Genomic DNA, 24,205 nt, shown 5'->3' on the forward strand with positions numbered 1-24,205 from the left:
GTTATGCCAGCAGGGGATGCCGCTTCGTCTATTATCTATTTATAACTCCCACTTAAGGAATACTATGCATATTCGAAAAGGATTAAGTACTGACCTCGCCCGCCTTGAATGTTGTGATTTTTCTTTCAAGGTTGATGAGATTGCAAGAGAGCCATTTCTCAATGGTGATTTGCATATCGAGGCGCTGACCGAACCTTATCTTAAAACCTATGAACTTGATCTCCAGACGCTGGAAAATCATTGCGTTAATCCGGATTCAATATTTCTTATCGCCGAAACGGATGACGGTGAAATCGCCGGTTTTATTACCGCGTCCTGCAACTGGAATAAATTTATTTCGGTGGATTACATTGCCGTGGAGCGTTCAAAACGCCGTACGGGCGCGGCGCACAAGCTGATGTCCGCCACCCACGTCTGGGCGCGAAGCCTCAACGCGCCCGGGTTACGGCTGGAGACGCAGAACGTTAATGTTTCTGCCTGTCAGTTCTATCGTCACTATGGGTTTATTCTCGGCGGTTACGATCGCTACCTTTACAACGCCCTGCCGGAAAAAGATGAGGTCGCCCTTTTCTGGTATTACATGCTGGCTTGAGAAAATATTTTATATCCGCTACCAGAAGATAGATTTGTCTGAATTTGTCAATTTTGCCCGCTTACGTTTAATTAACGACTAATCTTGGAATTCACTATTAAGGAGGCCGGTATGTCTACAGGAAATAATCACACGCTGCATTACCCTCGTCCACCGTTTGCTGAACAACCGCAAAGGGCCCCCGGGCTGGCATCGGAAATGAAGCCAATACCGGATCACGGTGAAACAAGTTATATCGGATCAGGCAAACTGGCAGGAAAAAAAGCGCTGATTACCGGCGGTGATTCCGGAATTGGTCGCGCGGTAGCGATCGCCTATGCCCGTGAAGGTGCTGATGTGGCTATTGGCTATCTCCCGGAAGAGGAGTCCGATGCGGCATCGGTCATTGCGCTGATTCGGGCCGAAGGCCGTAAAGCGGTCGCCATTCCCGGCGACATTCGCGTGGAGTCGTTCTGCGATACGCTGGTAGAAAAAGCCGTCGCAGAACTGGGTGGCCTGGATATCCTGGTGAACAACGCCGGACGCCAGCAGTACTGCGAATCGATCGACGATCTCACCACGGCAGATTTCGACGCGACGTTTAAAACCAACGTCTATGCCCCCTTCTGGATCACTAAAGCTGCGCTGCGCCATTTGCAGGAAGGCGCCGTGATCATCAACACCACTTCCGTTCAGGCGTTTAAACCGAGCGCGATCCTGGTGGACTATGCGCAGACCAAAGCCTGTAACGTGGCCTTTACCAAGTCTCTGGCTCAGCAGCTGGGGCCGCGTGGCATTCGGGTGAATGCCGTCGCGCCAGGTCCATACTGGACGCCTCTTCAGTCCAGTGGCGGTCAGCCGCAGTCCAAAGTTCAGAAATTCGGGGAAGATACGCCCCTGGGCCGACCGGGCCAGCCGGTTGAAATCGCACCGCTGTATGTGCTTTTTGCCTCAGATACCTGCTCATACGCCTCCGGACAAGTATGGTGCTCTGACGGCGGTACCGGCGTGCTGTAAAGCATCCTCTCAGACCTATCCATTTCATGGATAGGTCACATTCACTTCCCTGCTGTTCTCAAAAATCTCAGTTGAACTATGATGAACTTACTATTGAGGAGCCCATCATGTTTACTGTGAAAAAACTTGCGTTATCAACCCTGTTGACCGGTTCGGTTTTATTCTTTCCCGCGATCCACGCGGTGGCCAGCGTTCCGCAGCATGTGGTGAAACAGCAGGCCGGCGGCTACAGCGTTCAGGTTGGCGATACGATTGTCACCGCCTTTACGGACGGCAGCGTGCCGCAGGACCTGCACGCCTTACTGCGCCGGACGACGGCGGAAAATACCGATGCGTTACTGGCCAAAAACTTCCAGGCCAATCCGGTGGAAGCATCGATTAACGCGTTCTATATCGCTATGCCCGGCCACAAAATTCTGGTGGATACCGGTTCCGGTCAGCTCTTTGGCCCTGGCAAAGGCGGGCGGCTGATTGAAAGCCTGGCGACGCAGGGCATCAGGCCGCAGGACATCACCGATATCCTGATCACCCACGCGCACTCCGATCATGCAGGCGGCCTGGTCAAAGACGGTCAGCGCGTATTTACCCGCGCACAGGTGTATGTCGGCAAACCGGATATCGATTTCTTCTTTAACGACGAGAACCAGAAAAAATCTGGCTATGACCAGAACTACTTCGACGTCGCGCACAAGACCTTAAAGCCCTATCTGGATGCCGGGAAAGTGAAGACTTTCTCCGGGACGGAACAGCTTCTGCCGGGCATCAGCGGTACGGTTCACCCAGGCCACACCCCAGGGTCCGCGTTCTACACGCTGGAGAGCAAAGGTGAAAAAATTACCTTTGTCGGCGACATCATTCACGTTGCCGCGGTTCAGTTCCCACAGCCCAACGTGACGATTGCTTACGATGAGGATCAGGACGGAGCCGCCCGGGTACGCAACGCAGCGTTCGCTGAGTTTGTGAAAAACAAAGATCTGATTGCGGCGCCACATCTGCCTTACCCCGGGATCGGGTATGTGAAGAAAGGTGAGCGGGAAGGCTACGCGTGGGTTCCGGTGACCTATACCAACCGGGACGCCCCATAAGAGAGTCTCTGCGTCTCAGGCTAAATATTTCAGCCTGGGACCGCTATCTCACGCCCAGGGCCCCGCGGCCGGGTATTAACCAGCCGGCGAAATCTGTTCGGCCCTGCGCTCAACCTGTCAGACAGCCAGCCATTTTTTTGCGTTCGCTTTCATATTCGCTTCTAGTTCACTGTCACGCGTGGCAAATACGCGGCCGAGGGGAAAACCGCTTTGTTCCAGCAGATAAGCTAGCGCGGCATATTCCCGCGGATAGTTGGCAGCAATTTTTGAATCAATCTCAACCGGGCCCAGCGGAAAGGTGAAAATACCCATGTCGTAGATGCTCTGACGATGGAACAGCTTCCATACGCCCTCTCTCTTTTCTGCCAGATCGTAGAAACGATTGTGGCATTCGCATCCAATATTAAGTTTTATATTTTCAGCGATGATCATCGCATTGGTTTCAAGAATCGCTTTGTCGCCGCGGTCGTTAAAAGTGACGACGGGCGAGCCAATCATATGTTTTGTGCGCAAATCTGAAGCGCCCATACGCATGGAACCCTCGACAAAATCGCTCGCGAGCCCTTCGAACCACGTAATTTCGATAGTGCCGTCCGGATGAAAAAGATTACGCAGCTGCTCCCATTCGCCCAGGTCGCGGTGCATCCAGCCATTCATGAGGTCGTTAAGATCCTGACGGTCTTGCAGTTGGTGAGTTTGCATTGTTTGATTCCTGTTTGAGTTGATGCGTTCAGTTTGGCCGTGAAGCGGTTTATACTCAAATATATATATTTTACTAAACAATCATTTTTAATGATGAGTCAGGGTGGTAATGGAACTCCGGCACTTACGCTATTTTTTGGCTGTTGCAGAAGAAGAGCATTTTGGACGCGCGGCTGAGCGACTCCATATTGTTCAGCCTGCGCTTAGCATGCAGATTAAAGCCCTTGAAACCGAGTTAGGCGGTCCGCTGTTTATCCGCACCAGCCGTCGTGTGGAACTTACTGAGGCCGGATCGCTTCTTCTCAGCGAAGCCAGACTGATGCTGGAACAGATGGAACACACGCGTCTGGCAGTCCAGCGTGCGATACGGGGAGAGACAGGGCGTGTACGGGTCGGTTTTGCCGGGAACGCCATTTTTAGTGGCAAAATGATTACCGATGTACGTCGCTTCCGTAAAACCCATCCGGATGCAGAAGTCACCATTCAGGAAATCGCTCCCCAGAAACAGGTAGCTGCGATCCTCGCAGGGCATATTGATGTCGGTTATACACCGGATAACAGTACGACAGCCGATCCGCAGATCAGGGTGCAGAAAACCGGAAACTGGGAGATGATAATCGCAATGTGTGACGATCATCCCTTAGCCATCCATCCGCACCTCTCCGTTGAGATGCTCGCCGGTCATCCCCTGGTCCTGTACGACGCGCATGACGCCAATGAAAATCTGACTGTGCTGCTGGCGCAGCAGCTCGGGGATGGTTTTTGCGTGGCACATCGTTCAAACAGTACGCTAAGCGTTCTGGCATTTGCCGCAGCCGGGCTCGGTCTGGCGCTGGTTCCCGCCCCCCTGCAACAGGTGCAAATACCCGGACTGATTTACCGCAACCTGAATGCTCAGGCGTTGACCGCAAATCTGGTCATGATCAGCCGCATGCAGGAGCCAGGTAATGCAGTGACTGCTTTTCTGGCAATGGCTAACCTTCCCTGTTGAACAACGGCAGCAAGCTATGACGCACAATAAGATGCCCTCCTCCGATATGGATATGGACCTGATCCTGACGCTGGATGCGTTACTCAGGGATCAGAATATCACCCATGCGGCCGCGCGGCTGGGCATCAGCCAGCCGGCGATGTCTGCCCGCCTTGCGCGCCTGCGCGTGTTGTTCGGTGAGCCGCTGTTTGTCCCTTCCCCACACGGACGTGGGGTGTTACCTACGCCGCGCGCCGAGGCGTTAAGACCGCAGGTCGCGACGGTTTTGCAGGGGATATCGGCGATGCTTGAACCCACCACGTTCAACGCGCAGAACAGCAACCGCACCTTTGTGATTGCCCTGCACGAGAACCCGGCGCTGATGCTGGGGGCAGAGTTGCAGAATCAGATTAGCAATGCGGCACCAGGCATCCGTCTGCGTTTTGCGCTCCCGGAAACCCCGCTGCTGCCAGCACAGATGGAAAATGGCGATGTGGATATTTATGTCGGCGTTAACGCGGGGGCGCACGATGCATGGGTCAGACGCAAGCTGTTTGACGATGAATATGCCACCGCCCAGCGTAAAGGCCATCCGCGCGGTACGGGGCCGATGGATCTGGAAAGCTATTGTAGCCTTTCCCACCTGGTGGTTTCATCCGAGGGCGACCCGTTCGCGGGCTTTGTCGATCAGCATCTGGCGGGGCTTGGCCACCAGCGTAACGTGGTGATGTCGACGCAAAGCTATGCGATGGCGCCTGCGATTGTTGCCGGTACCGATTTGCTCTGCACCCTACCCAGACGCATGTTGCTACGGTTCACGCAAACGCTTGATATTTTTCCGCCGCCGCTGGATCTCCCTCCGATCGTCATCGGTATGTACTGGCACCCGAAAAACAGCCAGGATCCGGCTAACAGCTGGCTGCGAGAACAGCTTCTTCAGGCCGCCGGACGTCAGGTATGATCGAGGATGCTCATCAATTTTTTCAGGACCTCAGAGCGAATAATCCGGTGGCAAACCAGCGTCAGCTCGCTCTCCCGGAGTCGGCCAAGAATATCCACAAAGACGACGTTTTGTACGCATATCGCCTTCGCTGAAGCCGGCAGCATGGCGATGCCAAACCCTGCCGAGACAAGACTTATCACCGTGGGGACATCGGTGGCATTTTGCACAACATCAGGCTGTATGCCCGCGCTGTGGCAGGCATCATAGAAATATTGCTCCAGCCCCATCCCCTCCGGGTCGCGCAGGGCGATCCACTTCTCCTCTTTCACCGACGCAAGCGTCAGCGCGGCGGAGCCCGCCAGGCTATGTTGACGAGGTAAGGCCAGCACGGCCTTTTCCGTTGTAAATGGACGGCTTTGCAGATCGTCAGGCAATAGCGGTAACGGGGCACGAATAATGGCCACATCCAGCTGGTTGCTTTGCACGCCGGTATAAAGGGTTTGCACGTTACCCGTCATCATGGAAAGGCTGATGGCGGGCCATTTCTCATGTAAAAGCCGCAGCGCGGCGGGTAGCTTACTGTCGAATATCGCACTTGAAACACATCCGAGATTCAGCACGCCCTGTTCCCCTCTGGCCGTCTGTCTGGCATCCAGAATCGCCTGATCGGTCATTAAAATCGCGACTCTGGCTTTACTGAGAAATGCCTCACCGGCTGGCGTCAGCGTCAGGCGACGATTCGCCCGGCTAAAGAGCAAGACCCCGAGACGATCTTCAAGCGTTTTTATCTGCTGGCTCAGAGCTGGCTGCGCCATGTTAAGGCGCTCCGCCGCCCGATGCATGTGAAGCTCTTCCGCCACCACGATAAAATTGCGCATCAGTCGAAACTGCATACCATGCCTTTATTATTGATAATAAAATTCATATTAAAATAGCATAAATGATGCAATTGATAGCCCTCTTCTTCCGGTTAAGAATGGAAGCCTTCATCCGAGGAGGGAAATATGAAAAAACACATCAACGATCTCAGAAGTGCTATCGAACTGCTCAAACGCCATGAAGGTCAATACCTTGAAACCAGCCATCCGGTCGATCCTGACGCGGAGCTGGCGGGTGTGTACCGGCATATTGGTGCTGGCGGCACGGTAAAACGTCCGACGCGCATTGGCCCGGCGATGATGTTTAACGCTATTAAGGGATATCCCGACTCGCGTATTCTGGTCGGAATGCACGCCAGCCGCGAGCGGGCGGCGCTCCTGTTGGGCTGCGAGCCCTCTGAACTGGCAAAACATGTCGGCCAGGCCGTGAAAAACCCGATTGCTCCCGTTGTGGTTCCGGCGGCACAGGCGCCGTGTCAGGAACAGGTGTTTTATGCCGACGATCCGGACTTCGATCTGCGTAAATTGCTTCCGGCACCGACCAACACGCCGATAGATGCCGGTCCGTTCTTCTGTCTGGGGCTGGTGCTGGCAAGCGATCCGGAAGATGCCTCACTGACCGATGTCACTATTCACCGTCTCTGCGTGCAGGAGCGCGATGAGCTCTCCATGTTTCTTGCCGCGGGCCGCCATATTGAAGTGTTCCGTAAGAAAGCCGAGGAGGCGGGCAAACCGTTGCCGGTCACGATCAATATGGGTCTCGATCCCGCTATCTATATTGGCGCCTGTTTCGAAGCCCCTACCACGCCCTTCGGCTACAACGAGCTGGGTGTCGCCGGCGCGTTACGTCAGACCCCCGTCGAGCTGGTGCAGGGTGTGGCCGTAAATGAAAAAGCGATAGCGCGTGCGGAAATTATCATCGAAGGCGAACTGCTGCCGGGCGTGCGTGTAGAAGAAGATCAGCATACCCACACCGGGCACGCGATGCCGGAATTTCCCGGCTACTGCGGGGAGGCTAACCCCTCCTTACCGGTAATCAAAGTGAAGGCCGTCACGATGCGTCATCAGGCGATCCTGCAAACCCTGGTAGGACCGGGCGAGGAGCACACCACGCTGGCCGGTTTGCCAACGGAGGCCAGCATCCGTAATGCGGTGGAAGAAGCCATCCCCGGTTTTCTGCAAAACGTCTATGCGCATACCGCTGGCGGCGGCAAGTTTCTTGGCGTATTGCAGGTGAAAAAACGCCAGCCCTCTGACGAAGGGCGTCAGGGTCAGGCGGCACTCATCGCGTTAGCCACCTATTCCGAGCTTAAAAACATTATTCTCGTCGACGAAGATGTGGATATTTTCGACAGCGACGACATCCTGTGGGCGATGACCACCCGTATGCAGGGCGATGTCAGCATCACCCATCTGCCGGGGATCCGCGGACACCAGCTCGATCCGTCTCAGGCCCCGGACTACAGCCCCTCCATTCGTGGCAACGGGATCACCTGCAAAACGATTTTCGACTGTACGGTGCCCTGGGCGCTTAAGTCCCGCTTTGAGCGTGCGCCCTTTATGGAGGTAGACCCGACGCCATGGGCGCCTGAACTGTTTAAAAAATAGCGTTAACCGGAAAATCTTCTTCACCCTTCACGGGTGAAGAACCTCACGCTGAAATTGCCGCGTCCCCTGCTTTCTTGTAACCTTTGAGCGTTTATCACATCCCCATAAAAAATGAGACTACCGGACGCCTATGACAGCACATATTTCCAACGATCCTTTGCATGGCGTAACCCTCGAAATGCAGGTTAACGCGCTGGTTGCGCGATATGGCTGGAATGAACTGGGCAACCGAATCAAAATCAACTGTTTTCGCAAGGACCCGAGTGTTAAATCGAGTCTGAAGTTCCTGCGCCGCACCCCATGGGCGCGGGCGGAAGTTGAAGCCCTCTACCTCGACTCTCTTCACGATGACGGTAACGGGGAACAGGACGAACCGGCGTTTAATCCCTGGACGGATAGCCGGACACCCAGGAGCTAACACGCAAATGATGCGACACGTAAAACGGACTGGCGCGCTGCTTGGCTGCGCGCTTTTACTGGTAAGTTGCACTTCCAAACCACCCAAATCACTCGTTACCCCGCTGCCGCAGGCGAAACCTCTACAGCAGACTAACGAACCCATGCGCGGGATCTGGCTGGCGACCGTCTCCCGTCTCGACTGGCCTCCCGTGTCATCGGTGAATGGCCATAGCGCGGACCAGCGTATCGCCCAGCAACAGCGGGCGCTGACGGACAAGCTCGATAAGCTGAAAAAACTTGGGATCAACACCGTCTTCTTTCAGGTAAAACCGGACAGTACGGCGCTGTGGGCCTCTAAAATACTGCCCTGGTCAGATACCCTGACGGGGACTATCGGGGAAGATCCCGGTTACGATCCGCTTCAGTTTATGCTGGATGAAGCGCACAAGCGCGGGATGAAGGTTCATGCCTGGTTTAACCCGTACCGCGTTTCCACCAACACGAAGCCGTCGACCATCGCGGCGCTTAACCGCACCTCGTCGCTTCATCCTTCCAGCGTGTACGTCCAGCATCCGGAGTGGATCCGCACCTCGGGGGATCGTTTTGTTCTCGACCCGGGCATTCCCGACGTGCGGGACTGGATAACCCAGGTGGTGATGGAAGTGGTAAATCACTACCCTGTCGACGGCGTTCAGTTCGATGACTATTTTTACACCGAGACGCCGGGGTCCACCCTGAATGATGCCTGGACCTTCAGGCGCTATGGCGAAGGTTTTGCGTCAAAAGCGGACTGGCGTCGACACAATACGCAGCAGTTGATTGTGCAGGTTTCAAGGGCGATCAAGCAGGCTAAACCTGAGGTCGAATTTGGCGTTAGCCCGGCGGGGGTCTGGCGCAATCGCTCCTTCGACCCGGCAGGCTCGGACACGCGCGGTGCCGCAGCCTATGATGAATCCTACGCTGACACGCGCAAATGGGTACAGCAGGGTTTACTGGATTACATTGCGCCGCAGATCTACTGGCCCTTCGCCCGCGACGCGGCACGTTACGATGTGCTGACAAAATGGTGGGCTGACGTGGTGAAACCGACCCATACCCGCCTGTATATCGGGATCGCGTTCTACAAAGTGGGCGCGCCTTCCAGAAACGAACCGGACTGGACGGTGAACGGCGGCGTACCGGAGCTGAAAAAACAGCTCGACCTCAACGATTCACTGCCAGACGTTAAGGGCACCATCCTGTTCCGTGAAGACTATCTTAACCAGCCGCAGACGCAGGAGGCAGTAAATTACCTCCGGGGACGCTGGGGTAGTTGACTGAAAAAAGGCAGAAACGTCCTGTTTCTGCCTTTCTTTTACGGCTTCGGCCCGAACATCGCCTCAAGCTGTTTTGCGTCTGGCATACCCACGACCTGTTGCAGTTCGTTTTGCTCATTCAGGTAATAAATAGCCGGTGTGGCATTCGCGCCAAGACTGTCCATTAGCGTCTGGTGATTTTGCAGGATCTCAACGGTTTCCCGGGAAGCCGCAGCTACAGGTTTCGGCAGCTTTTTCCCGCCGGACAGCTCGTACGTTTTCCAGGCCGACACCGGATCTTTCGCATTCAGGATCGCGGAGGCGTTACGCCCGCTGTTTGGGTTAAGAAAAGCAACCAGCAGCGTATTGAGCTGAACCTTGCCAGCCTTCACCCACGGCTGCGCTTCAGCCCAGAACTGCTTGCAGTACGGGCAGAACGGGTCGGCAAAGACGAAGACTTTGCGCGGGGCACTCTCCGCGCCCTCTTTCAGGGGATGCGCCGCATTGAGCTTTTTCCACATCTCGCGGCCCATCGGGGCGTAGATCTCTTTCTGGAAAAAGGCCTCGCTGAGGTTGGTTCCCTTCTCATCATAAAGATAACCAGACACGACGTGCTTTCCGTCAGGGGTCAGAAAGAGCGTCACGCCCATGTCCTGATATTTCCCCAGCCACGCTGGCGCGCCGCCGGGGGCGTCAATTTTCTTGATGATTTTGATGTCCTGCTGTTCACTGAAGTGCTTCACCACATCCGGAAGCGACTCCTCTGCCCTGACCAGCCCTGAAACCATCAGAGCAGAGAGTAACAGCACCTTTTTCTTTGCTAACCGTTGAAGCATAACGACCCCTTTAAAATATTGTTTTTCAGAGTGGTCGAAGTTTATTGTCCTGTCAACGCTTCATAAATATCCTTGAGGCGACTACGCAAAAATCGCACGGCTTTGTGTTTGCGGGATAATAACGCCTGCACACTGTCGCCTGTTTCCTCTGCCAGCATCTTCATGCTGTAGCCCTCAAATTCCGTTTTTTCAAACACCTCGCGCTGAGGTGGCGGCAGTTCCGACAGGGCTTGCCCCAACTCTTCCCATAGCAGCATGTTGAGATACTCTTCCTCCGGCGTTTGCGGTACGCCGAATAACGTTTCTGCAATCTCCTGCTCCGGAAAGTCCTCGTCATCTGCTGTCAGGTACCCCGGCAGTGAAACCTCGTGCTTTTTTCGCGCCCGGTCGATCATCTCATTTCGTGCGGCGCGAAACAGCCAGGCGGCGACGTTCTCGACAGGTTGTTCCACTTTCATCAACTGCCAGGTCACTTCCTGAAGAATATCATCGACATCATCACGAACCGCAGTCCGTCCGCGAATGAAGGCTTTTAGCCGCGCGCGGCAGGCATTGAGTGCCGAGATCAGTAATGATTCCCCCGCCTCACCGGCTTTCATATCGCTCACTCGGCTTCCGGCGCTTTCGCACCGTTATCATCTCGCTTTTCATCCCGGCCATCGTGCCACCGGCAATGACCGTGGCGCCCAAATCCCGCCCGACGCTGCTGAATGAAGGCCTCACGTTGTTCGGGGCTCATATTCATCCATTGTTCGTGCATACGGCGGTGCGCACCGAACATGCCCGGACGGAAACCCAGCCCACCGAAAAGAATGCGGCTCAGCAGCAGGATCCCCAGCGCCTGCCAGAAGCCAATGGCTTTAACCCCCAGGATGGCCGGGAGCAACGCGTTCCACAGGGACATGACCAGCAGGCCAAGCACCACGAACAGGACTGCGCCAATCACGATGCCCTTACCCATACGATGGCGGCCCAAACCACGCCCGTGACCTTTTCCGTGCATATCAAAATTTCTCATGTGTACCTCGTTTATGTTGAATGATTATGGTCTCTGAGGAGGTAGACGGATGAGGAACAGAAATATTGCCGGGGAAAGATAAAATTTATGTCATAGCGGCTTTGTACGGATAACAGTAATGGCTGAAGGAGATTGTGCAGCGGCTACATGCAGACATTAAAAAGGCTCCCTCAGGAGCCTCTCTGAACATCACGCCGTAGCAGGCAAACTAAAGCTCGAGATACTCTGGGACAGCTGCTGCGCCTGCTCCTCCAGCGAGGCGGCGGCGGCGGCGGATTGCTGCACCAGCGCCGCGTTCTGCTGGGTCACACCGTCCATCTCCGTTACGGCCTGCCCAACCTGACCAATCCCGCGGCTCTGCTCTTCTGAGGCAACCGAAATCTGTTCCATCAGCGTATGCACTTTATTCACAGAGCTGATAATAGAATCAATCACCTCTCCCGAACGATTCACCAGTTGTGCACCGTTTTTCACGCTGGAAACAGACTGGGCGATAAGGCTTTCGATATCTTTCGCCGCCACCGCGCTTTTTTGTGCCAGGGTGCGCACTTCACTTGCTACCACGGCAAATCCTCGCCCCTGCGCGCCAGCACGCGCCGCTTCAACGGCCGCGTTTAGCGCCAGAATATTAGTCTGGAAAGCAATGCTGTTGATGACGCTGGTGATGTCCTCAATACGCTTCGAATTGGACGCGATAGTATTCATCGTTTCGATGACTTCACGGGTTACCGCTTCACCGGTATGGGCATTTTTCACGGCATCCTGCACCAGCTTACCGGCCTGGAAAACGTTGTCGGTGTTATTCGCCACCGTTGCGCTCAGCTCTTCCATGCTGGCGGCCGTCTGGGTCAGGGCCGAAGCCTGTTGCTCGGTACGGGAGGCCAGGTCGATATTGCCGGAGGCAATTTCCTGCGCCGCATGCGTCACAGTGTGGCTGGCATCGCGCACCTGAGAAATGGTGGAGAGCAGCGCCTGGCGCATCTGCTCCATCGAGGACATCAGGTGATCGATTTCATTCCCGGAATCACGCTTGATCGGTACCGGTACGTCCAGCTTCCCGGCCGCAATCTGGCGACAGTGCTCGCGCGCCAGGTTCACCGGCGCAAAGACCACGCGTTTCATCAGCAGGCTGACGGCGAAGATCACCACCACGAACAGCACCGCAATGCAGGCGATAATAACCAGACCCGACACGAAATTATGGCTCGCATCCTCGTTCAGCGTTTTGGCGTACTTCTGGTGAACGGTGAGAACCTGATCGAGCACAATTTCATATTGGCGATCGAGTTGAGACACCACGGGAATAAGAGCGTTGAACCGCGACACATCGTGAGCAGCGGCAGCGGCGATGAGAGGCGCCAGTCCCTGGTTACGGTAGTTTTGCCACGCCTCCTGGTAGGCAGTGACCAGCGGGGCTTCGTCCGGCAAACGCGGCGAGGCCATAAACGCCGAAAATGCACTATCGGCTTTGGTCAGCGCCTCTTTAACCGAGGCCAGTTTCGCAGACAGATCGGTAGCGTCCCCCGCTTCCACCATTTTCACATACTCCATAACCCTGACCCGCAGGGTTCGGCTGTGGTTAATGGGATCAATAATGGACAGAACCACCTGAATTTCTTTGTTCACATTATCCAGCGAAGTATTACTTTTAATGATGAGCCCAACGCTGGTGATAGTGCTGGCCACAAAGAAGAAAAGCAGGGAAAACAGGATAATCAGGGATGATTTTTTCAACGACATAACACACCTCAGGGATATAATTTCCCTTTGGTTATCGGCTGAATCCAATCTTTAATTAATTAAAGTTATTGATGTCACCCTCAGACGTTACCCTGTCACTCTACGGCCTTGTATCGCCGTTGCAGGGTGGCATCCAGCTTACGCTGGATCGGCTCCGGCGTTTCCCCTTCAATCAGTTTGCCAATCAGATCAAAGCAGTGCCAGGCGAGCTGGCGGTTATCCTGACGAACGGTATCGACAGGAATGGTCAGAGAATCATAGAGATAGTGATCGTCAAAGCTGGCCAGACGCATATCGCTTTGCAGCAGATTATGTTGCCCCATATAGCGCAACACCCCTTCCAGCAGACCGCAGGCGGCGGTAAAAAGGGCTTTTGGCGGGCGGCCCAGGCGTGCGCAAAGCTCGGCAAACATTTCGTAGCCGGAGCTCGGATGGTAATTACCATGAATGATCCACTCCGGACGTAACTCGACGCCAGCGTCACGCAGCCCCTGCTTAAACCCTTCAAGACGGTCACGCGTCGGGGAAAGCCGCGGCTGACCGCCGAGGAAGTAGAACTCATCCGGATGCTGGCGCGCAATGTCGGCCACCAGTGTGGCGGTTGGGGTAATTGAATCGGTGAGAACCAGCGGCAGAGAACTGTCGTTCATATGACGGTCAAAGAGTACAACGGGCAACTGTTCGCTCAGCTTTTGATAGTCCGCGTCGTTGAGCATGCTGGAGGCGACAATCAGCCCGTCCACCTGGCGGGCCACCATGTTATTGACCACCACCGTCTCCTGGCCGGGATTTTCATCGCTACAGGAGATCAGCAGCTGAACACCCGCCTCGCGGCAGAGGGTCTCCAGCTCATGAGAAAAAACGGCAAACCCGTAGTTGGTGATTTCCGGCACCACCAGACCAATGGTGTGGCTGCGGTTGTCCCGCAGCGAACGGGCGTGAATGCTGGGCTGATAATGATGTTCTTTGGCAATCGCCAGCACACGCTCGCGTGTCTCCTCCGCCACCCGAAGCTCTTTGCTGCGGCCGTTCAGAACCAGGCTGGCGGTGGCTTTTGATACCCCCGCGAGCTCCGCGATATCTTTAATGGTGACGCGTTTTGTTTTTCTCACAACGACTTAGATCCGGCTGCCAAAACCTCTATTCTATCATGCAGCTGCGCAGCGACCAGTAGCGTAATGTGATATCGGACGCACCTTCGAAGCGTACCTGGGCCGGATGGTCAGGAAAATAGCGGCTGCTCATGACGCCTTCACCGTGATTGATGAAAATTTCGACGCTGGAACAGTCGCACAGCACGCGTAAATGATGAACATTGCCCTGCCAGTAGCGGGTCAGCGTGTCTGTGGTTTTCAGACTGGCGCGTTCCAGGCGGATCCCCTCATCATCCACAATCAGCCGCAACGCGCCGGCAAAATCCACGTTCACGCTCGATGCGCTCAGTTCGAACTCAAGACGCGCTCCCGCCAGCACCGGGGCATCGCTGGCGCGTCCCTGCCAGTGATGTTCATCCTCGCGCAGCGTTTCCAGCTCACGAACCGGGGTTTGCCAGAGCTTACCGTCGCGGTAGCGCAGCTCGCGAGGACAGGTCATCTGGTGGATCCAGCCGTGCGCCCGCGTAGGCTGGAGCATCTCTTCGCCGTCCGGCACGCCCATCCAGCCGATGAGGATGCGGCGGCCATCTTCTGCCACCGTGGTTTGCGGCGCGTAAAATTCGAAACCGGCGTCAAGCTCATGCAGCTCGCCGTGCGCAAATGCAGGCGTTTGATAATCAAATACCCCACGCATCCAGACGGCCGGATAGGTGTTGAGATAGCGATGCGGTTCGCGCGCCAGCCCCTGCGGGCAGCAGATCAAGACGTGTGTGCCATCAAGCTCAAACAGATCCGGGCACTCCCACATATAGCCCGCGTCCGTGAGTCCGTTGACGCCGTGACCGGCGATTTCGCCGCAGGACGCCCAGGTGTGTAAATCGGCTGACGTAAACAGCAGCACCTTGCCGCGCTGCTGTCGATCCTGCGCGCCGAGCACCATGTACCACAGCCCGTCATGCCACCATACTTTCGGATCGCGGACGTGCCCGGTGTACCCGTCCGGCAGGGGCAACACCGGTCCCAGTTTGGCAAACGTGCCATCGTCATTTTGCACCGCCAGACACTGCCAGGCGGTGCGGCCGCCATCGTCAAACTTAACGTTGCCGGTATAGCACAGGGTCAGCACGCCGTTGTTATCCACGGCGCTGCCGGAGTAACAGCCATTGCGGTCATACTCTTCGTCAGGCATCAGCGCCATTGGCTCGTGCTGCCAGTGCACCAGATCTGCTGAGCTCCAGTGCCCCCAACACTTGTAGCGATGATCGCAGCCCAGCGGGTTCCACTGATAAAACAGATGGTAGCGCCCGGCAAACCAGATAAACCCGTTCGGATCGTTCATCAGCCCTGTCACCGGTGCGGGATGCCACTGCGGATAGTGGCTGTCCGCCAGCGCACGCGGCTGGCCTTGCATAACGGCCTGCAACACGGCAGGCCAGCGGGAAGATAAGGTCATTATTCAGAGTCCGTTTTATATTTCAGCAGCAGAGAGACGGTGAACGCCACGCCAAAGGCAATCACCATGCCGATTATATAGTTGAGCAGCGAGCTGGCCTGGACAATCGCCATGCCGGGAAGTGCCGTCAGGCCAACGGCGGTCATGTAGACATGCACCGACACCACCCAGGCACCGCCCGCCGCACCACCGATCAGCGCCGCGATAAACGGCTTCACAAAACGCAGGTTGATGCCAAAAATTGCCGCTTCGGTGATGCCCAGCATCGCGGAAAACGCCGACGGTAAGGTAATGGCTTTGATTTTGGCATCGCGGGTTTTGAACCACACCGCCAGACACGCCCCGCCCTGCGCCACGTTCGCCATCGCCCAGATCGGCAGCAGGAAGTTAACGCCAATCGACGGATTACCCAGCAGCCCGGCCTCAATGGCGTGGAAGCTGTGGTGAATGCCGGTAATGACAATCACCGAATAGAGCCCACCAAACAGCAGCCCGGCCAGCCAGCCCGCGTGGGCAATCAGAGTGCTAAGAATGAAGGAGATTCCGTCGCCCAGCGCGCGTCCCGCCGGGCCAATAATCAACAGCGCAATGAAGCCGGAGATAATGACGGTCAGGAACGGCGTCAGGATCAGATCTAACGCATCCGGGATCGCCCGGCGCAGCTGTTTTTCCACAATGCTCATAAACCACACCGCCAGCAGCACCGGGAAGACGGTTCCCTGATAGCCAATCATGGCGATTTCAAGACCGAAGAAGTTCATGGTGTGGAAGCCGGACGCTACGCCCCAGGCGTTGGTCAGCGCCGGATGAGTCAGGATGCCGCCGAGCGTTGCCCCCAGATACGGGTTGCCGCCAAACTCCCGCGCGGCGGTGAAGCCAATCAGGATCGGCAGAATAATAAACGCCGCCGAGCTGCACATATCCAGCATGATATAGAGCGCGTTATCCGGATTAACCCAGCCGTAGGTTTTAACCATCCCCAGCAGGCCCATCAGCAGACCCGAGGCCACGATCGCCGGGATAATCGGCACGAAGATGTTGGAGAGCAGACGCGCGATACGCTGGAACGGGTTCAGCTTGCGGGCCGCAATATCCGCCGCTTCCGATTTACTGGACTCGCTAATCTCTGCCGCCTGAATAAACGCGGCGTAAACCTTATTCACCACCCCGGTGCCGAAGATCACCTGCATCTGCCCGGCGTTTCGAAAACAGCCTTTCACGCCTTCAACCTTGCCGATAGCCTGCTGGTCGGCAAGCGCATCATCGACCAGCACCAGACGAAGGCGCGTGGCGCAATGTGCCGCGCTGGCAATGTTCTCTTTGCCACCGAGCAGCGGAATAAGCTCGCGCGCAATATGATTAAAATCCATAGATACCTCTTCCTGACCTCTTTTTATGGTGTTCGAAACGCCCCCGCGATGCGGGAGCGTGAAGGGTTAAAACCAGGTTTCCATCTGCACCCCAAAGTTCCATTCCCCGCCCGCGTTGAAGCCGCTGCTGCCAAAGGCGTCATCGCTGGCGTAGTTATCCAGCTTGCTGCTCCAGTCCATCCAGGTGGCGAACAGGCGCAGCTCCGGACGGCTGAAGAAATCGCCAATTTTGCCCGCCTTTAACGTCGGGGCGAAGGTCAGCTTGTAGAAGCTACCGTTAACCGCATTGCGATCCTTGTAGCCTTCCGGGCTTAAATCCATGTACTGATAGCTGCCTTCGAACGCGAGGGCGAAATTCTGGGTCACCTCTTTGATCAGACGCGTATTGAGCGTGACCCACTCATAGCTGTCGCCCTTCACGTAGCGGTCCTTACTGCTTTGCGCCAGCACGGCGGGCGCAATGTGCCAGCCACCGCCCAGCGGCGTGACACCGTAACTTGCAAAACGCCAGGTATCGGCTTCTGACAGCAGCGCGCCGTCTGAACCAATGCTTTTCACCTCGGCGCCCAGACCGTGGCCGTAAAGCAGCGCCGTTTTGGCGGAACCTTCCCGCAGGCCGTAGAAGCTCTCGTTATGCAGACCAACCAGCGCATGTACCCCGTTATTGGCCGCGTCGGTTTTAATCGGATCGCCGTTGCTGTCCTTACGGTCGTCATTATCTTTTGCCCGTAAGCCGCTGACCATCATCTGCACCGGCCCGGCGAAGTGATTCATGCTGAGGATGTAGTTCTGAACGTTGTTGTCGATCTCCTCTTCGCTGCCGAAGTTACGGCCATAAAGGGAGAAGTTACTGCGCAGCGTATCGTTCCACTTCACGTCGTAGACGCCGCCGCCGGTCCCGGCGAGAAACACCACGTCGGAATCCAGCCAGTGAATGTCGAAGTTGTCGCGATCAAAACGCTTACCCGCCCAGAAGGTACTGCCCTTCAGCGCACCGGTAAAGTCAGGCAAATTGCCCAGCTCGGCAAAGGCCTGACGAATGTTCAGGTCGCTGCTGTCTGCCGACCAGTCGTTATAGGTTTTCTGGCCGTCGGCCAGCATCGCCTTAAAGCGCGTCGTCGCACCATTCTCCAGCGTCTGTTTGTGCTCAACATTCAGCTCAACGTAGGTATCCGCTTCGTTCCCCAGACGCCCGATGGCCCCGCCCGTTTCCCCGGCGGGCGTCAGATAAGGGCCGCTTTTGCTGCTGGAGGCCGCGTCGTTCATCAGCAGGCCGGAACGGGCGTAACCGTGAAATTCAAAACCGCCTGTCCGGTCGGCTTTTTCTTCCAGCACCGTGGTACGTTGCGCCACCGCCTGTGTGGAGGTTTGCGCTTCCTGCTGCGCAGCCACCAGCTGCTGTGTTTTCTGTTCCGCTGCCGTGGCGCGCTTTTCAGCAACCTGCGCGCGGGTTTCCGCCTCCTGCAAACGCTGCTCCAGCGCTGCCAGGCGCGCTTCGATACGTGTCATATCCGTCTGGGCAAAAACAGAGGTACTCCCGGCCAGCATGCCTATCATCACGGCAAGTCTGCGTTTTTTATACATTTTGTCGCATCCCTAATAACTATCGGTGAAAGTGCTAAATTGCTAAACCGGTTTAGGCTGATGATACTAAACCGTTGAATTTTGGATCGGCAACGTTTTTTGCTAAACCGTTTTAGTAAGTGTGATCGAGGCGACAATTCAGGCCGCCGACCGGAGGCCTGGAGAGGTGAATTACAGTTCGTGATGATAAGGCAGCGCGGTCATTGCCCCTTTTGCGGTTGTCGCCAGCGCCCCACAGCGCTGCGCCAGCGTGATGACCTCTGAAAGACGGGCCTGGCCATCACGAGCCAGACCGAACAGCAGCCCGGCGACGAAAGCATCCCCCGCGCCGGTGGTATCAATGCATTCCACGGGTGATGCAGGATAGTGCGTCAACGCGCCTTTCTGCCAGGCGGTTACGCCCTCTTTTCCCTGCGTCACCAGCACCAGCCTGGCCGGACAGGTGCGCATCAGCGCCGCCAGCCCCTCATGGACCTGCGCATTTCCGGTTAAGAACGCCAGCTCTTCCACCGAAATTTTCACCACATCTGCACAGGCTAATGCCCGCTCAAGACACTGACGCAGCTCGACTTCATCATGCCAGAGATCGGCGCGGATATTGGGGTCAAAGCTGACAAATCCCCCCGCCAGTCTGATAGCGGACATCGCCTGAAACGTCGCGGAACGGCTGGGTTCGGCGCTGAGCGCGATAGAGCAGACGTGCAGCCACTCCCCGGCGCGGAATGGCGGGAGATCGGCAGAGTCGAGGAATAAATCAGCGCTCGGGCGAACCATAAAGGTAAAGGAACGTTCACCGTCGTTATCGAGATCCACCACCACCGTGGAGGTGCGATGCTGCGGGTCCAGGCGCAGCCATTCTGTATTAACCTGCTCATCCGCAAGCGTTTTTTGCATAAAACGCCCGAAGGGGTCGTCGCCCACCCGGCCTATAAAGGCGCTTCTGCCGCCCAGACGCGCTACCCCTACCGCGACATTGGCCGGTGCGCCGCCAGGACATTGCAGCAGTTTGCCCTCTCCGTCGGGCAACAGATCCACCACTGCATCGCCAAGTACCCAGATCGTCTCCATATCACCTTCTTAGCTAAATCATGTTAAACCGGTTTAGCTATTTAAACACAGGCAGGGTGTCGGGGAAATATGGCGAGGGAAAATTTGCTTAACCCACCCGATGGGGCCAGTGAATATCACCCACGCCATTGAGCTGCGGGCGGGCGAACAAAAAGCCCTGGAAGCGGCGAATACCGGCGGATTCAAGCCAGCACCACTCTTCTATCTTCTCAATGCCTTCTGCGACCAGCGTAATCTCCAGATCGGTGCAGCAGCTGATTATCGACTTCACAATCGCCTGCTTGGGCCCGCTCAGGTGGATATCGCTGACGATCTCTCTGTCGATTTTGAGCTTATCCGGCTGAAACCGGGTGAGCAGTGAAAGACCAGCATAGCCGGAACCAAAATCATCTATCGCCAGCCCAACCCCTTCCGCGCGCAGCTGTTTAATGGCGCTGTTAAACTGGTTAAAGCCGGAAATCATCTCGCTCTCAGTGACTTCAATGACCACCTGCTCAGGCTGTAGATTGTACTTTTTGATCTGCGTTACCAGGAACTCTACCGCGCCCGGCACGTTAACCAGCGACATTGGCAGCAGGTTCACCGCCAGTTTGTGGCTGCCGATGCCGAGCTTTTGCGCCAGCGCAAAGGTCCAGGCTTTGGTTTGCAGGTCGACTTCGTAAATCTGTTCACGATCGAGACTACGGAAGAAATGCTCCGGGCTGCCGCCGTCGTTTCCGCGTATAAGCGCTTCGAGAGAACTGATTTTGCCTTCGGACGGCTCGACAATGGGTTGCAGCGCAAACTGGCAGGGCTGTCCCGCCAGCAGACCTAACCCTTTACCAAACGGCGCGCGCTCTCGCGAAAGCGTCCATTTATCAGGCTCATAGTCCGAAGCGGGTGGGATAGCGGTTTTGCCGGTGATAAAGGTCTGAATAAATTTGAAGACCCGATCCTCAGAAGTCAGATAGCTTTCCAGCTTGCTGTAATGCAGAACCGACGCCAGAACCGCTTTCGGGGTCTGAACGTCCAGGTCAAACAGCAGCATTCCCACGTCTTCGAAACGTCTGCGCGGGCCGTAATCGCGCATCAGCTCCACCACGCCGGTATGCCGGTCATCCGCACGGATGGTGTTAAAAAGCGCGACGACGCGCTGTTCCGTGCCTTCGAGAATTTGTAGAACGTCACGTCCACGGGAGAGAAGAATGCCTGAGATGCCCTGCTCCGTATTACGGATCCTGGCCTGTTCAACCAGCGCGCTTAACGCTGCGGAGGTGCAGGTTAAGCTCAGCTGGCTTCGATAAATAAGAGTTGTCAGCACAGAAACGGGGTCCGGTATGGGGTATATGCCTGAACGGTACTGTTTAACACAGTTCCCCGGTGTGACCTAATCTATTCCACGTCGGGCTTAATTCTCCCCGATACGGCTATCGATCCGCGTCTGCATATAATCGTAGAACGGATTCGACGTCACCCGCATCAGCGCATCTTTGCCGACGCTCAGAACCGATGTTTCTCCCCACAGGGCTATCGTCCCCAGGCTGATACCGTAGTGGTTTTTCACCTCAGGATGGCGGCCATACAGATCGTCATCAGGCGGGAACGGAATAGCAACATGCGACAGGGAATAAACCTCCTGCGGATACGCGACCGACAGCGGCATCACCGTTTCCCGGGTGCTACCCGCTGGCGTCGTCTTTGCCACCATATCAAACCTGTCGGGGCTGGCATTGGTCACAATTGTGACACTGTAACGCCTTTTTGACCCGGGCAGCAGGTCAGCCACCGCCGTCCAGGATGATGGCCTGAACAGTGGACGAAAACTCCCGGCCTGGTTGATATCAAAAACTACCAGTTCGCTGCCGTTTGCCGGAAGCTGGTCAAACAGCCCGCTAACCACGGCGCGGGTACTGACCGTTGAATCCATGACCGACTGAAACGCCAGTACCGGCGGAAGCTGCGCCAGTTTGTGATCATGAACATCGCGGTTTATCTGCTCATGCAGCGCCTGGGTAAGCAGCCAGGACTGACGTGCTGCATTCACCGGGAACGAATTATATTTATAAGGATTATATTCCGGCGAAATGTTGAGCCACGCGGCTTTGGCAAACGCCGGTAACATGGCCGGTAGCCCGGCGAATCCGGCAAAGCGCGCAAACGCCGTGACGCCAATCATCGGTGAGAGCAAAACGATCTGCTGAGGTTTACGCAGTTCAGGCGCATCAAGAGCGTCGAGGGCGTATTTCATCGCCAGCGCCCCGCCGTTGGAGTAGCCCACCAGATGCAGGGGAAGATCGTTCCCCGTCAGGCGTGTCGCTTCACGAACCGCAAGGCGCGATGCGGCCAGCCACGCCTCCCAGTCAACGTCTGTCAGGGCACCCGGCGCCGTGCCGTGTCCGGGCAAACGAGGCACTACGGCCACAAAGCCGTGCTGTTGATAATTCTCTGCCAGATGCCTGACGCTGTAGGGCGAGTCCGTCAGACCGTGCAGCAATACCACCGCCCCGCGCGGCTTTCCGGCAGGCATCAGCACGAATGACCGGTTTGCATCCGGGGAAAAGTGTCCTGGCCACACCAGGCTCTGGCGGTAATAACGGTTCAGCGGCGTGCGCTCTGCGGGGGTGACTTTCGCCGTCACCTCAGCATCGAGAGCGGTGAAGATGGCGTTTTCCCGCGCGACATACGCTGCGAAGGTCGCGTTATCCATCTCCTGCACGGACATTTCGTCAGCCCGCCAGGTGTGCCAGTGATGCAGGGCCGGCCCCTGCTGCGAAAGATAAACCCGCACCGCCAGCAGCACGAGCACAATGATCCCGATGACCATCGCTATTTTTTTTGCGAGAGCCATCAGGCGCACGCTGACCCGCCAGGGCAAATTCGCCATGTGAGGCTCCCTCCCTTATCCACAGAGCGTTTATCTTACCAAAAAATGTGAAGAGGCTGACGTATTCACCAAATAGATACCGCTCAGGCCGGACACTGCACCAAAAGTGAACTACGCTGCACAAATGTTGAGCACCTGTTAAACAAATATTGCATTAACTTTGCTGCACAGCGCGTTTTCGTCGCAATGTGAACATGGCACGCGTCCTGCATTGTTAATCCGGTAACAGAATCCCGGCCTTTGACAGCCAGTTAACAGCGAGGCGGTATGACGACCAAACCTGAGGTGTTGAGCCGTATCGAAGCGACCTTTAGCCAGCTCACCCCGAGCGAAAAGCGGGTGGCAAGCTGGATGCTGGCGCACGTCGGGCAGATCCCCTTTGAAACGGCAGAGAGCGTGGCGCTGGCCACGGCCACCAGCGGGATCACCGTCGGACGCTTTCTGCGCAAGCTGGGTTATCGCAACCTGGACGACGCCAAAAAAAGCCTGCGCGATCCCCACCAGCCCTGGGGCATTAACGAGCGTCTCGACTCCTGGAAGCAGCAACAGCCGCTGTCGGATCGCTTTCAGCACTCCCTGTCGCTGGAGGTGGACGCCATTGCCCATGTTTACCAGCTGGCGCAAAGCGAAACGTTCAGGCAGGTGGTCCAGCAACTTACCCATGCCGACGCCGTCTTCGTGCTGGGGATCCAGTCCACGCGCGGGATCGCCAATGCGTTCTTCAGCCATCTGGAGTATCTGCGCCCGCGGGTGAGCTATTCCGAAGGACTCTCCGGTAGCTGGGTGGAGTCGCTTAACTCCGGCTTTGCGAACCCGTATATCGTGCTGACGGATACCCGCGCCTACTCCGCCATTGCCCGCCAGTACTGCCGCGTGGCGAGCGAAAAAGGCCTGGCGATGGCGCTGATCACCGATATCTGGTGCCCGTGGGCGCGGGATTATCCGATTGATTTACTCCAGGTGAAGACCGATACCGGCCATTTCTGGGATTCGCTGGCGCCGGTGAGCTGTCTCTTCAACCTGCTGCTGTCGGGCGTTGTGGAGGCGCTGGGCGATGCGCTGCCGGAACGTCTGGCAATCAACCGACAACTACAACAAGAGTTTGGTCAATTTGAACGCTAAAGGAGCGGAGCTATGCCTGAAGAGAGTCAACTGATTGATGTGGCGAAAACCTTTCCCACGCTGCATATCGATCTGAAATACGCGACCGCCGATAACATCACTGGCCGCCCGATCTACCAGCACGCCGCGTGCCTGTTGCATACGGATGCCGCCACCGCGCTGGCGAAAGCGATCAGCATCGCCGCGCTGGCCGGTCTGAAGCTGGTGGTTTACGACGCCTACCGCCCCCAGCAGGCGCAGTCGCAACTCTGGGATGCCTGCCCCAATCCGGAATACGTGGTGGATGTCGCAATTGGCTCTAACCACAGCCGGGGCACCGCCATTGACGTCACGCTGATGGATGAACACGACAACGTGCTGGATATGGGCGCCGGGTTTGACGAAATGCACGACCGTTCTCATGCCTGGCACCCTTCCGTTCCGCCCGAGGCGCAGCGAAATCGTCTGCTCCTGAACGCCGTGATGTACGGCGGCGGTTTTGTGGGCATCAGCAGCGAGTGGTGGCATTTCGAACTGCCGAACGCCGCCAGCTACCCGCTGTTAGATGACCAGTTCGCCTGTTATCCGACCACACACTCACTCTAATTCT

The 24,205-nt window shown here is 56.3% G+C and carries 23 protein-coding genes; 10 read left to right on the forward strand and 13 right to left on the reverse strand.

Going from position 1 to position 24,205, the window contains the following annotated elements; all coding sequences use genetic code 11:
* Window positions 1-64 precede the first annotated feature (64 nt).
* From ACQG1Y_RS11875 to ACQG1Y_RS11885, 3 genes are all read left to right on the forward strand, one after another.
* On the forward strand, window positions 65-592 hold the full coding sequence (locus ACQG1Y_RS11875; RefSeq protein WP_032653615.1) for a GNAT family N-acetyltransferase: 528 nt from the start codon (window positions 65-67) through the stop codon (window positions 590-592).
* Between the two features lie 111 nt (window positions 593-703).
* Window positions 704-1,588: an SDR family oxidoreductase gene (locus tag ACQG1Y_RS11880; protein ID WP_017382335.1), complete on the forward strand. Its 885-nt coding sequence runs from the start codon at window positions 704-706 to the stop codon at window positions 1,586-1,588.
* Window positions 1,589-1,695: 107 nt separating this feature from the next.
* Window positions 1,696-2,673 (forward strand): MBL fold metallo-hydrolase, encoded by a 978-nt coding sequence (locus ACQG1Y_RS11885; protein WP_254309787.1) that lies wholly within the window; start codon window positions 1,696-1,698, stop codon window positions 2,671-2,673.
* 117 nt (window positions 2,674-2,790) lie between these two features.
* Here ACQG1Y_RS11885 and ACQG1Y_RS11890 read toward each other — a convergent pair whose 3' ends face one another.
* Complete coding sequence (locus tag ACQG1Y_RS11890; protein WP_015570507.1) at window positions 2,791-3,375, reverse strand: nuclear transport factor 2 family protein; 585 nt, start codon at window positions 3,373-3,375, stop codon at window positions 2,791-2,793.
* Window positions 3,376-3,484: 109 nt separating this feature from the next.
* Here ACQG1Y_RS11890 and ACQG1Y_RS11895 point away from each other — a divergent pair, with 109 nt between their 5' ends.
* A complete protein-coding gene (locus ACQG1Y_RS11895) occupies window positions 3,485-4,366 on the forward strand; it encodes a LysR substrate-binding domain-containing protein (RefSeq protein WP_015570506.1) in 882 nt (293 codons plus the stop codon).
* A gap of 16 nt (window positions 4,367-4,382) precedes the next feature.
* A complete protein-coding gene (locus ACQG1Y_RS11900) occupies window positions 4,383-5,306 on the forward strand; it encodes a LysR family transcriptional regulator (RefSeq protein ID WP_063138352.1) in 924 nt (307 codons plus the stop codon).
* Here the strand turns inward: ACQG1Y_RS11900 and ACQG1Y_RS11905 are convergent.
* Window positions 5,297-6,181, reverse strand: coding sequence for a LysR substrate-binding domain-containing protein (locus ACQG1Y_RS11905; RefSeq protein ID WP_368740413.1), 885 nt, complete (start codon window positions 6,179-6,181; stop codon window positions 5,297-5,299). The two genes, ACQG1Y_RS11900 and ACQG1Y_RS11905, sit on opposite strands and share 10 nt — an antisense overlap.
* Window positions 6,182-6,292: 111 nt before the next feature.
* Here ACQG1Y_RS11905 and ACQG1Y_RS11910 point away from each other — a divergent pair, with 111 nt between their 5' ends.
* The 3 genes from ACQG1Y_RS11910 to ACQG1Y_RS11920 all read left to right on the forward strand — a co-directional run bounded on the left by ACQG1Y_RS11910 (window position 6,293) and on the right by ACQG1Y_RS11920 (window position 9,489).
* The gene (locus tag ACQG1Y_RS11910; RefSeq protein ID WP_017693404.1) at window positions 6,293-7,774 is read left to right on the forward strand and encodes a UbiD family decarboxylase; all 1,482 of its coding nucleotides are present in this window, start codon (window positions 6,293-6,295) and stop codon (window positions 7,772-7,774) included.
* Between the two features lie 130 nt (window positions 7,775-7,904).
* Window positions 7,905-8,192 (forward strand): VF530 family DNA-binding protein, encoded by a 288-nt coding sequence (locus ACQG1Y_RS11915; protein ID WP_000123965.1) that lies wholly within the window; start codon window positions 7,905-7,907, stop codon window positions 8,190-8,192.
* A gap of 7 nt (window positions 8,193-8,199) precedes the next feature.
* Window positions 8,200-9,489, forward strand: coding sequence for a glycoside hydrolase family 10 protein (locus ACQG1Y_RS11920; protein WP_414234712.1), 1,290 nt, complete (start codon window positions 8,200-8,202; stop codon window positions 9,487-9,489).
* Between the two features lie 38 nt (window positions 9,490-9,527).
* On the opposite strand, the gene dsbG is transcribed toward ACQG1Y_RS11920, so the two are convergent.
* The 11 genes from dsbG to ACQG1Y_RS11975 all read right to left on the reverse strand — a co-directional run bounded on the left by dsbG (window position 9,528) and on the right by ACQG1Y_RS11975 (window position 22,494).
* Window positions 9,528-10,304 carry a thiol:disulfide interchange protein DsbG gene (gene dsbG / locus ACQG1Y_RS11925; protein ID WP_368740411.1) on the reverse strand — a complete coding sequence of 259 codons (777 nt, stop codon included), beginning with the start codon at window positions 10,302-10,304 and terminating at the stop codon, window positions 9,528-9,530.
* 41 nt (window positions 10,305-10,345) lie between these two features.
* Window positions 10,346-10,903, reverse strand: coding sequence for an RNA polymerase sigma factor (locus ACQG1Y_RS11930; protein ID WP_023296645.1), 558 nt, complete (start codon window positions 10,901-10,903; stop codon window positions 10,346-10,348).
* 5 nt (window positions 10,904-10,908) lie between these two features.
* Window positions 10,909-11,322, reverse strand: a complete 414-nt coding sequence (locus ACQG1Y_RS11935) for a hypothetical protein (protein ID WP_015570500.1) — start codon at window positions 11,320-11,322, stop codon at window positions 10,909-10,911.
* A 189-nt stretch (window positions 11,323-11,511) separates the two neighbouring features.
* A complete protein-coding gene (locus ACQG1Y_RS11940; protein WP_368740410.1) occupies window positions 11,512-13,062 on the reverse strand; it encodes a methyl-accepting chemotaxis protein in 1,551 nt (516 codons plus the stop codon).
* A gap of 95 nt (window positions 13,063-13,157) precedes the next feature.
* On the reverse strand, window positions 13,158-14,174 hold the full coding sequence (locus ACQG1Y_RS11945; protein WP_017693400.1) for a LacI family DNA-binding transcriptional regulator: 1,017 nt from the start codon (window positions 14,172-14,174) through the stop codon (window positions 13,158-13,160).
* A 28-nt stretch (window positions 14,175-14,202) separates the two neighbouring features.
* A complete protein-coding gene (locus ACQG1Y_RS11950; RefSeq protein ID WP_063413298.1) occupies window positions 14,203-15,609 on the reverse strand; it encodes a sucrose-6-phosphate hydrolase in 1,407 nt (468 codons plus the stop codon).
* Complete coding sequence (locus ACQG1Y_RS11955) at window positions 15,609-16,979, reverse strand: sucrose-specific PTS transporter subunit IIBC (RefSeq protein ID WP_017382323.1); 1,371 nt, start codon at window positions 16,977-16,979, stop codon at window positions 15,609-15,611. The genes ACQG1Y_RS11950 and ACQG1Y_RS11955 overlap by 1 nt, the downstream gene beginning before the upstream one ends.
* A 66-nt stretch (window positions 16,980-17,045) precedes the next feature.
* Window positions 17,046-18,563, reverse strand: coding sequence for a carbohydrate porin (locus ACQG1Y_RS11960; protein ID WP_023303760.1), 1,518 nt, complete (start codon window positions 18,561-18,563; stop codon window positions 17,046-17,048).
* 171 nt (window positions 18,564-18,734) lie between these two features.
* Window positions 18,735-19,631: an aminoimidazole riboside kinase gene (locus ACQG1Y_RS11965; protein WP_032648360.1), complete on the reverse strand. Its 897-nt coding sequence runs from the start codon at window positions 19,629-19,631 to the stop codon at window positions 18,735-18,737.
* Window positions 19,632-19,719: 88 nt separating this feature from the next.
* Window positions 19,720-20,931 (reverse strand): diguanylate phosphodiesterase, encoded by a 1,212-nt coding sequence (locus ACQG1Y_RS11970; RefSeq protein ID WP_032669855.1) that lies wholly within the window; start codon window positions 20,929-20,931, stop codon window positions 19,720-19,722.
* Between the two features lie 87 nt (window positions 20,932-21,018).
* Complete coding sequence (locus ACQG1Y_RS11975) at window positions 21,019-22,494, reverse strand: alpha/beta hydrolase (RefSeq protein ID WP_063866943.1); 1,476 nt, start codon at window positions 22,492-22,494, stop codon at window positions 21,019-21,021.
* Between the two features lie 267 nt (window positions 22,495-22,761).
* Between ACQG1Y_RS11975 and ACQG1Y_RS11980 the strand changes: the two genes are divergently transcribed.
* Window positions 22,762-23,616 (forward strand): MurR/RpiR family transcriptional regulator, encoded by an 855-nt coding sequence (locus ACQG1Y_RS11980; RefSeq protein WP_414234713.1) that lies wholly within the window; start codon window positions 22,762-22,764, stop codon window positions 23,614-23,616.
* 12 nt (window positions 23,617-23,628) lie between these two features.
* The gene (gene ddpX / locus ACQG1Y_RS11985) at window positions 23,629-24,201 is read left to right on the forward strand and encodes a D-alanyl-D-alanine dipeptidase (RefSeq protein ID WP_017382319.1); all 573 of its coding nucleotides are present in this window, start codon (window positions 23,629-23,631) and stop codon (window positions 24,199-24,201) included.
* Window positions 24,202-24,205: the final 4 nt, after the last annotated feature.

Source organism: Enterobacter cloacae complex sp. 397G4 (assembly GCF_050031515.1).
GTDB lineage: Bacteria > Pseudomonadota > Gammaproteobacteria > Enterobacterales > Enterobacteriaceae > Enterobacter > Enterobacter hormaechei_C.

Coding starts and splice junctions, on each gene's coding strand:
- ACQG1Y_RS11875 (WP_032653615.1), top strand. CDS start 65: ATGCATATTCGAAAAGGATTAAGTACTGACCTCGCCCGCCTTGAATGT.
- ACQG1Y_RS11880 (WP_017382335.1), top strand. CDS start 704: ATGTCTACAGGAAATAATCACACGCTGCATTACCCTCGTCCACCGTTT.
- ACQG1Y_RS11885 (WP_254309787.1), top strand. CDS start 1,696: ATGTTTACTGTGAAAAAACTTGCGTTATCAACCCTGTTGACCGGTTCG.
- ACQG1Y_RS11890 (WP_015570507.1), bottom strand. CDS start 3,375: ATGCAAACTCACCAACTGCAAGACCGTCAGGATCTTAACGACCTCATG.
- ACQG1Y_RS11895 (WP_015570506.1), top strand. CDS start 3,485: ATGGAACTCCGGCACTTACGCTATTTTTTGGCTGTTGCAGAAGAAGAG.
- ACQG1Y_RS11900 (WP_063138352.1), top strand. CDS start 4,383: ATGACGCACAATAAGATGCCCTCCTCCGATATGGATATGGACCTGATC.
- ACQG1Y_RS11905 (WP_368740413.1), bottom strand. CDS start 6,181: ATGCAGTTTCGACTGATGCGCAATTTTATCGTGGTGGCGGAAGAGCTT.
- ACQG1Y_RS11910 (WP_017693404.1), top strand. CDS start 6,293: ATGAAAAAACACATCAACGATCTCAGAAGTGCTATCGAACTGCTCAAA.
- ACQG1Y_RS11915 (WP_000123965.1), top strand. CDS start 7,905: ATGACAGCACATATTTCCAACGATCCTTTGCATGGCGTAACCCTCGAA.
- ACQG1Y_RS11920 (WP_414234712.1), top strand. CDS start 8,200: ATGATGCGACACGTAAAACGGACTGGCGCGCTGCTTGGCTGCGCGCTT.
- dsbG (WP_368740411.1), bottom strand. CDS start 10,304: ATGCTTCAACGGTTAGCAAAGAAAAAGGTGCTGTTACTCTCTGCTCTG.
- ACQG1Y_RS11930 (WP_023296645.1), bottom strand. CDS start 10,903: ATGAAAGCCGGTGAGGCGGGGGAATCATTACTGATCTCGGCACTCAAT.
- ACQG1Y_RS11935 (WP_015570500.1), bottom strand. CDS start 11,322: ATGAGAAATTTTGATATGCACGGAAAAGGTCACGGGCGTGGTTTGGGC.
- ACQG1Y_RS11940 (WP_368740410.1), bottom strand. CDS start 13,062: ATGTCGTTGAAAAAATCATCCCTGATTATCCTGTTTTCCCTGCTTTTC.
- ACQG1Y_RS11950 (WP_063413298.1), bottom strand. CDS start 15,609: ATGACCTTATCTTCCCGCTGGCCTGCCGTGTTGCAGGCCGTTATGCAA.
- ACQG1Y_RS11955 (WP_017382323.1), bottom strand. CDS start 16,979: ATGGATTTTAATCATATTGCGCGCGAGCTTATTCCGCTGCTCGGTGGC.
- ACQG1Y_RS11960 (WP_023303760.1), bottom strand. CDS start 18,563: ATGTATAAAAAACGCAGACTTGCCGTGATGATAGGCATGCTGGCCGGG.
- ACQG1Y_RS11965 (WP_032648360.1), bottom strand. CDS start 19,631: ATGGAGACGATCTGGGTACTTGGCGATGCAGTGGTGGATCTGTTGCCC.
- ACQG1Y_RS11975 (WP_063866943.1), bottom strand. CDS start 22,494: ATGGCGAATTTGCCCTGGCGGGTCAGCGTGCGCCTGATGGCTCTCGCA.
- ACQG1Y_RS11980 (WP_414234713.1), top strand. CDS start 22,762: ATGACGACCAAACCTGAGGTGTTGAGCCGTATCGAAGCGACCTTTAGC.
- ddpX (WP_017382319.1), top strand. CDS start 23,629: ATGCCTGAAGAGAGTCAACTGATTGATGTGGCGAAAACCTTTCCCACG.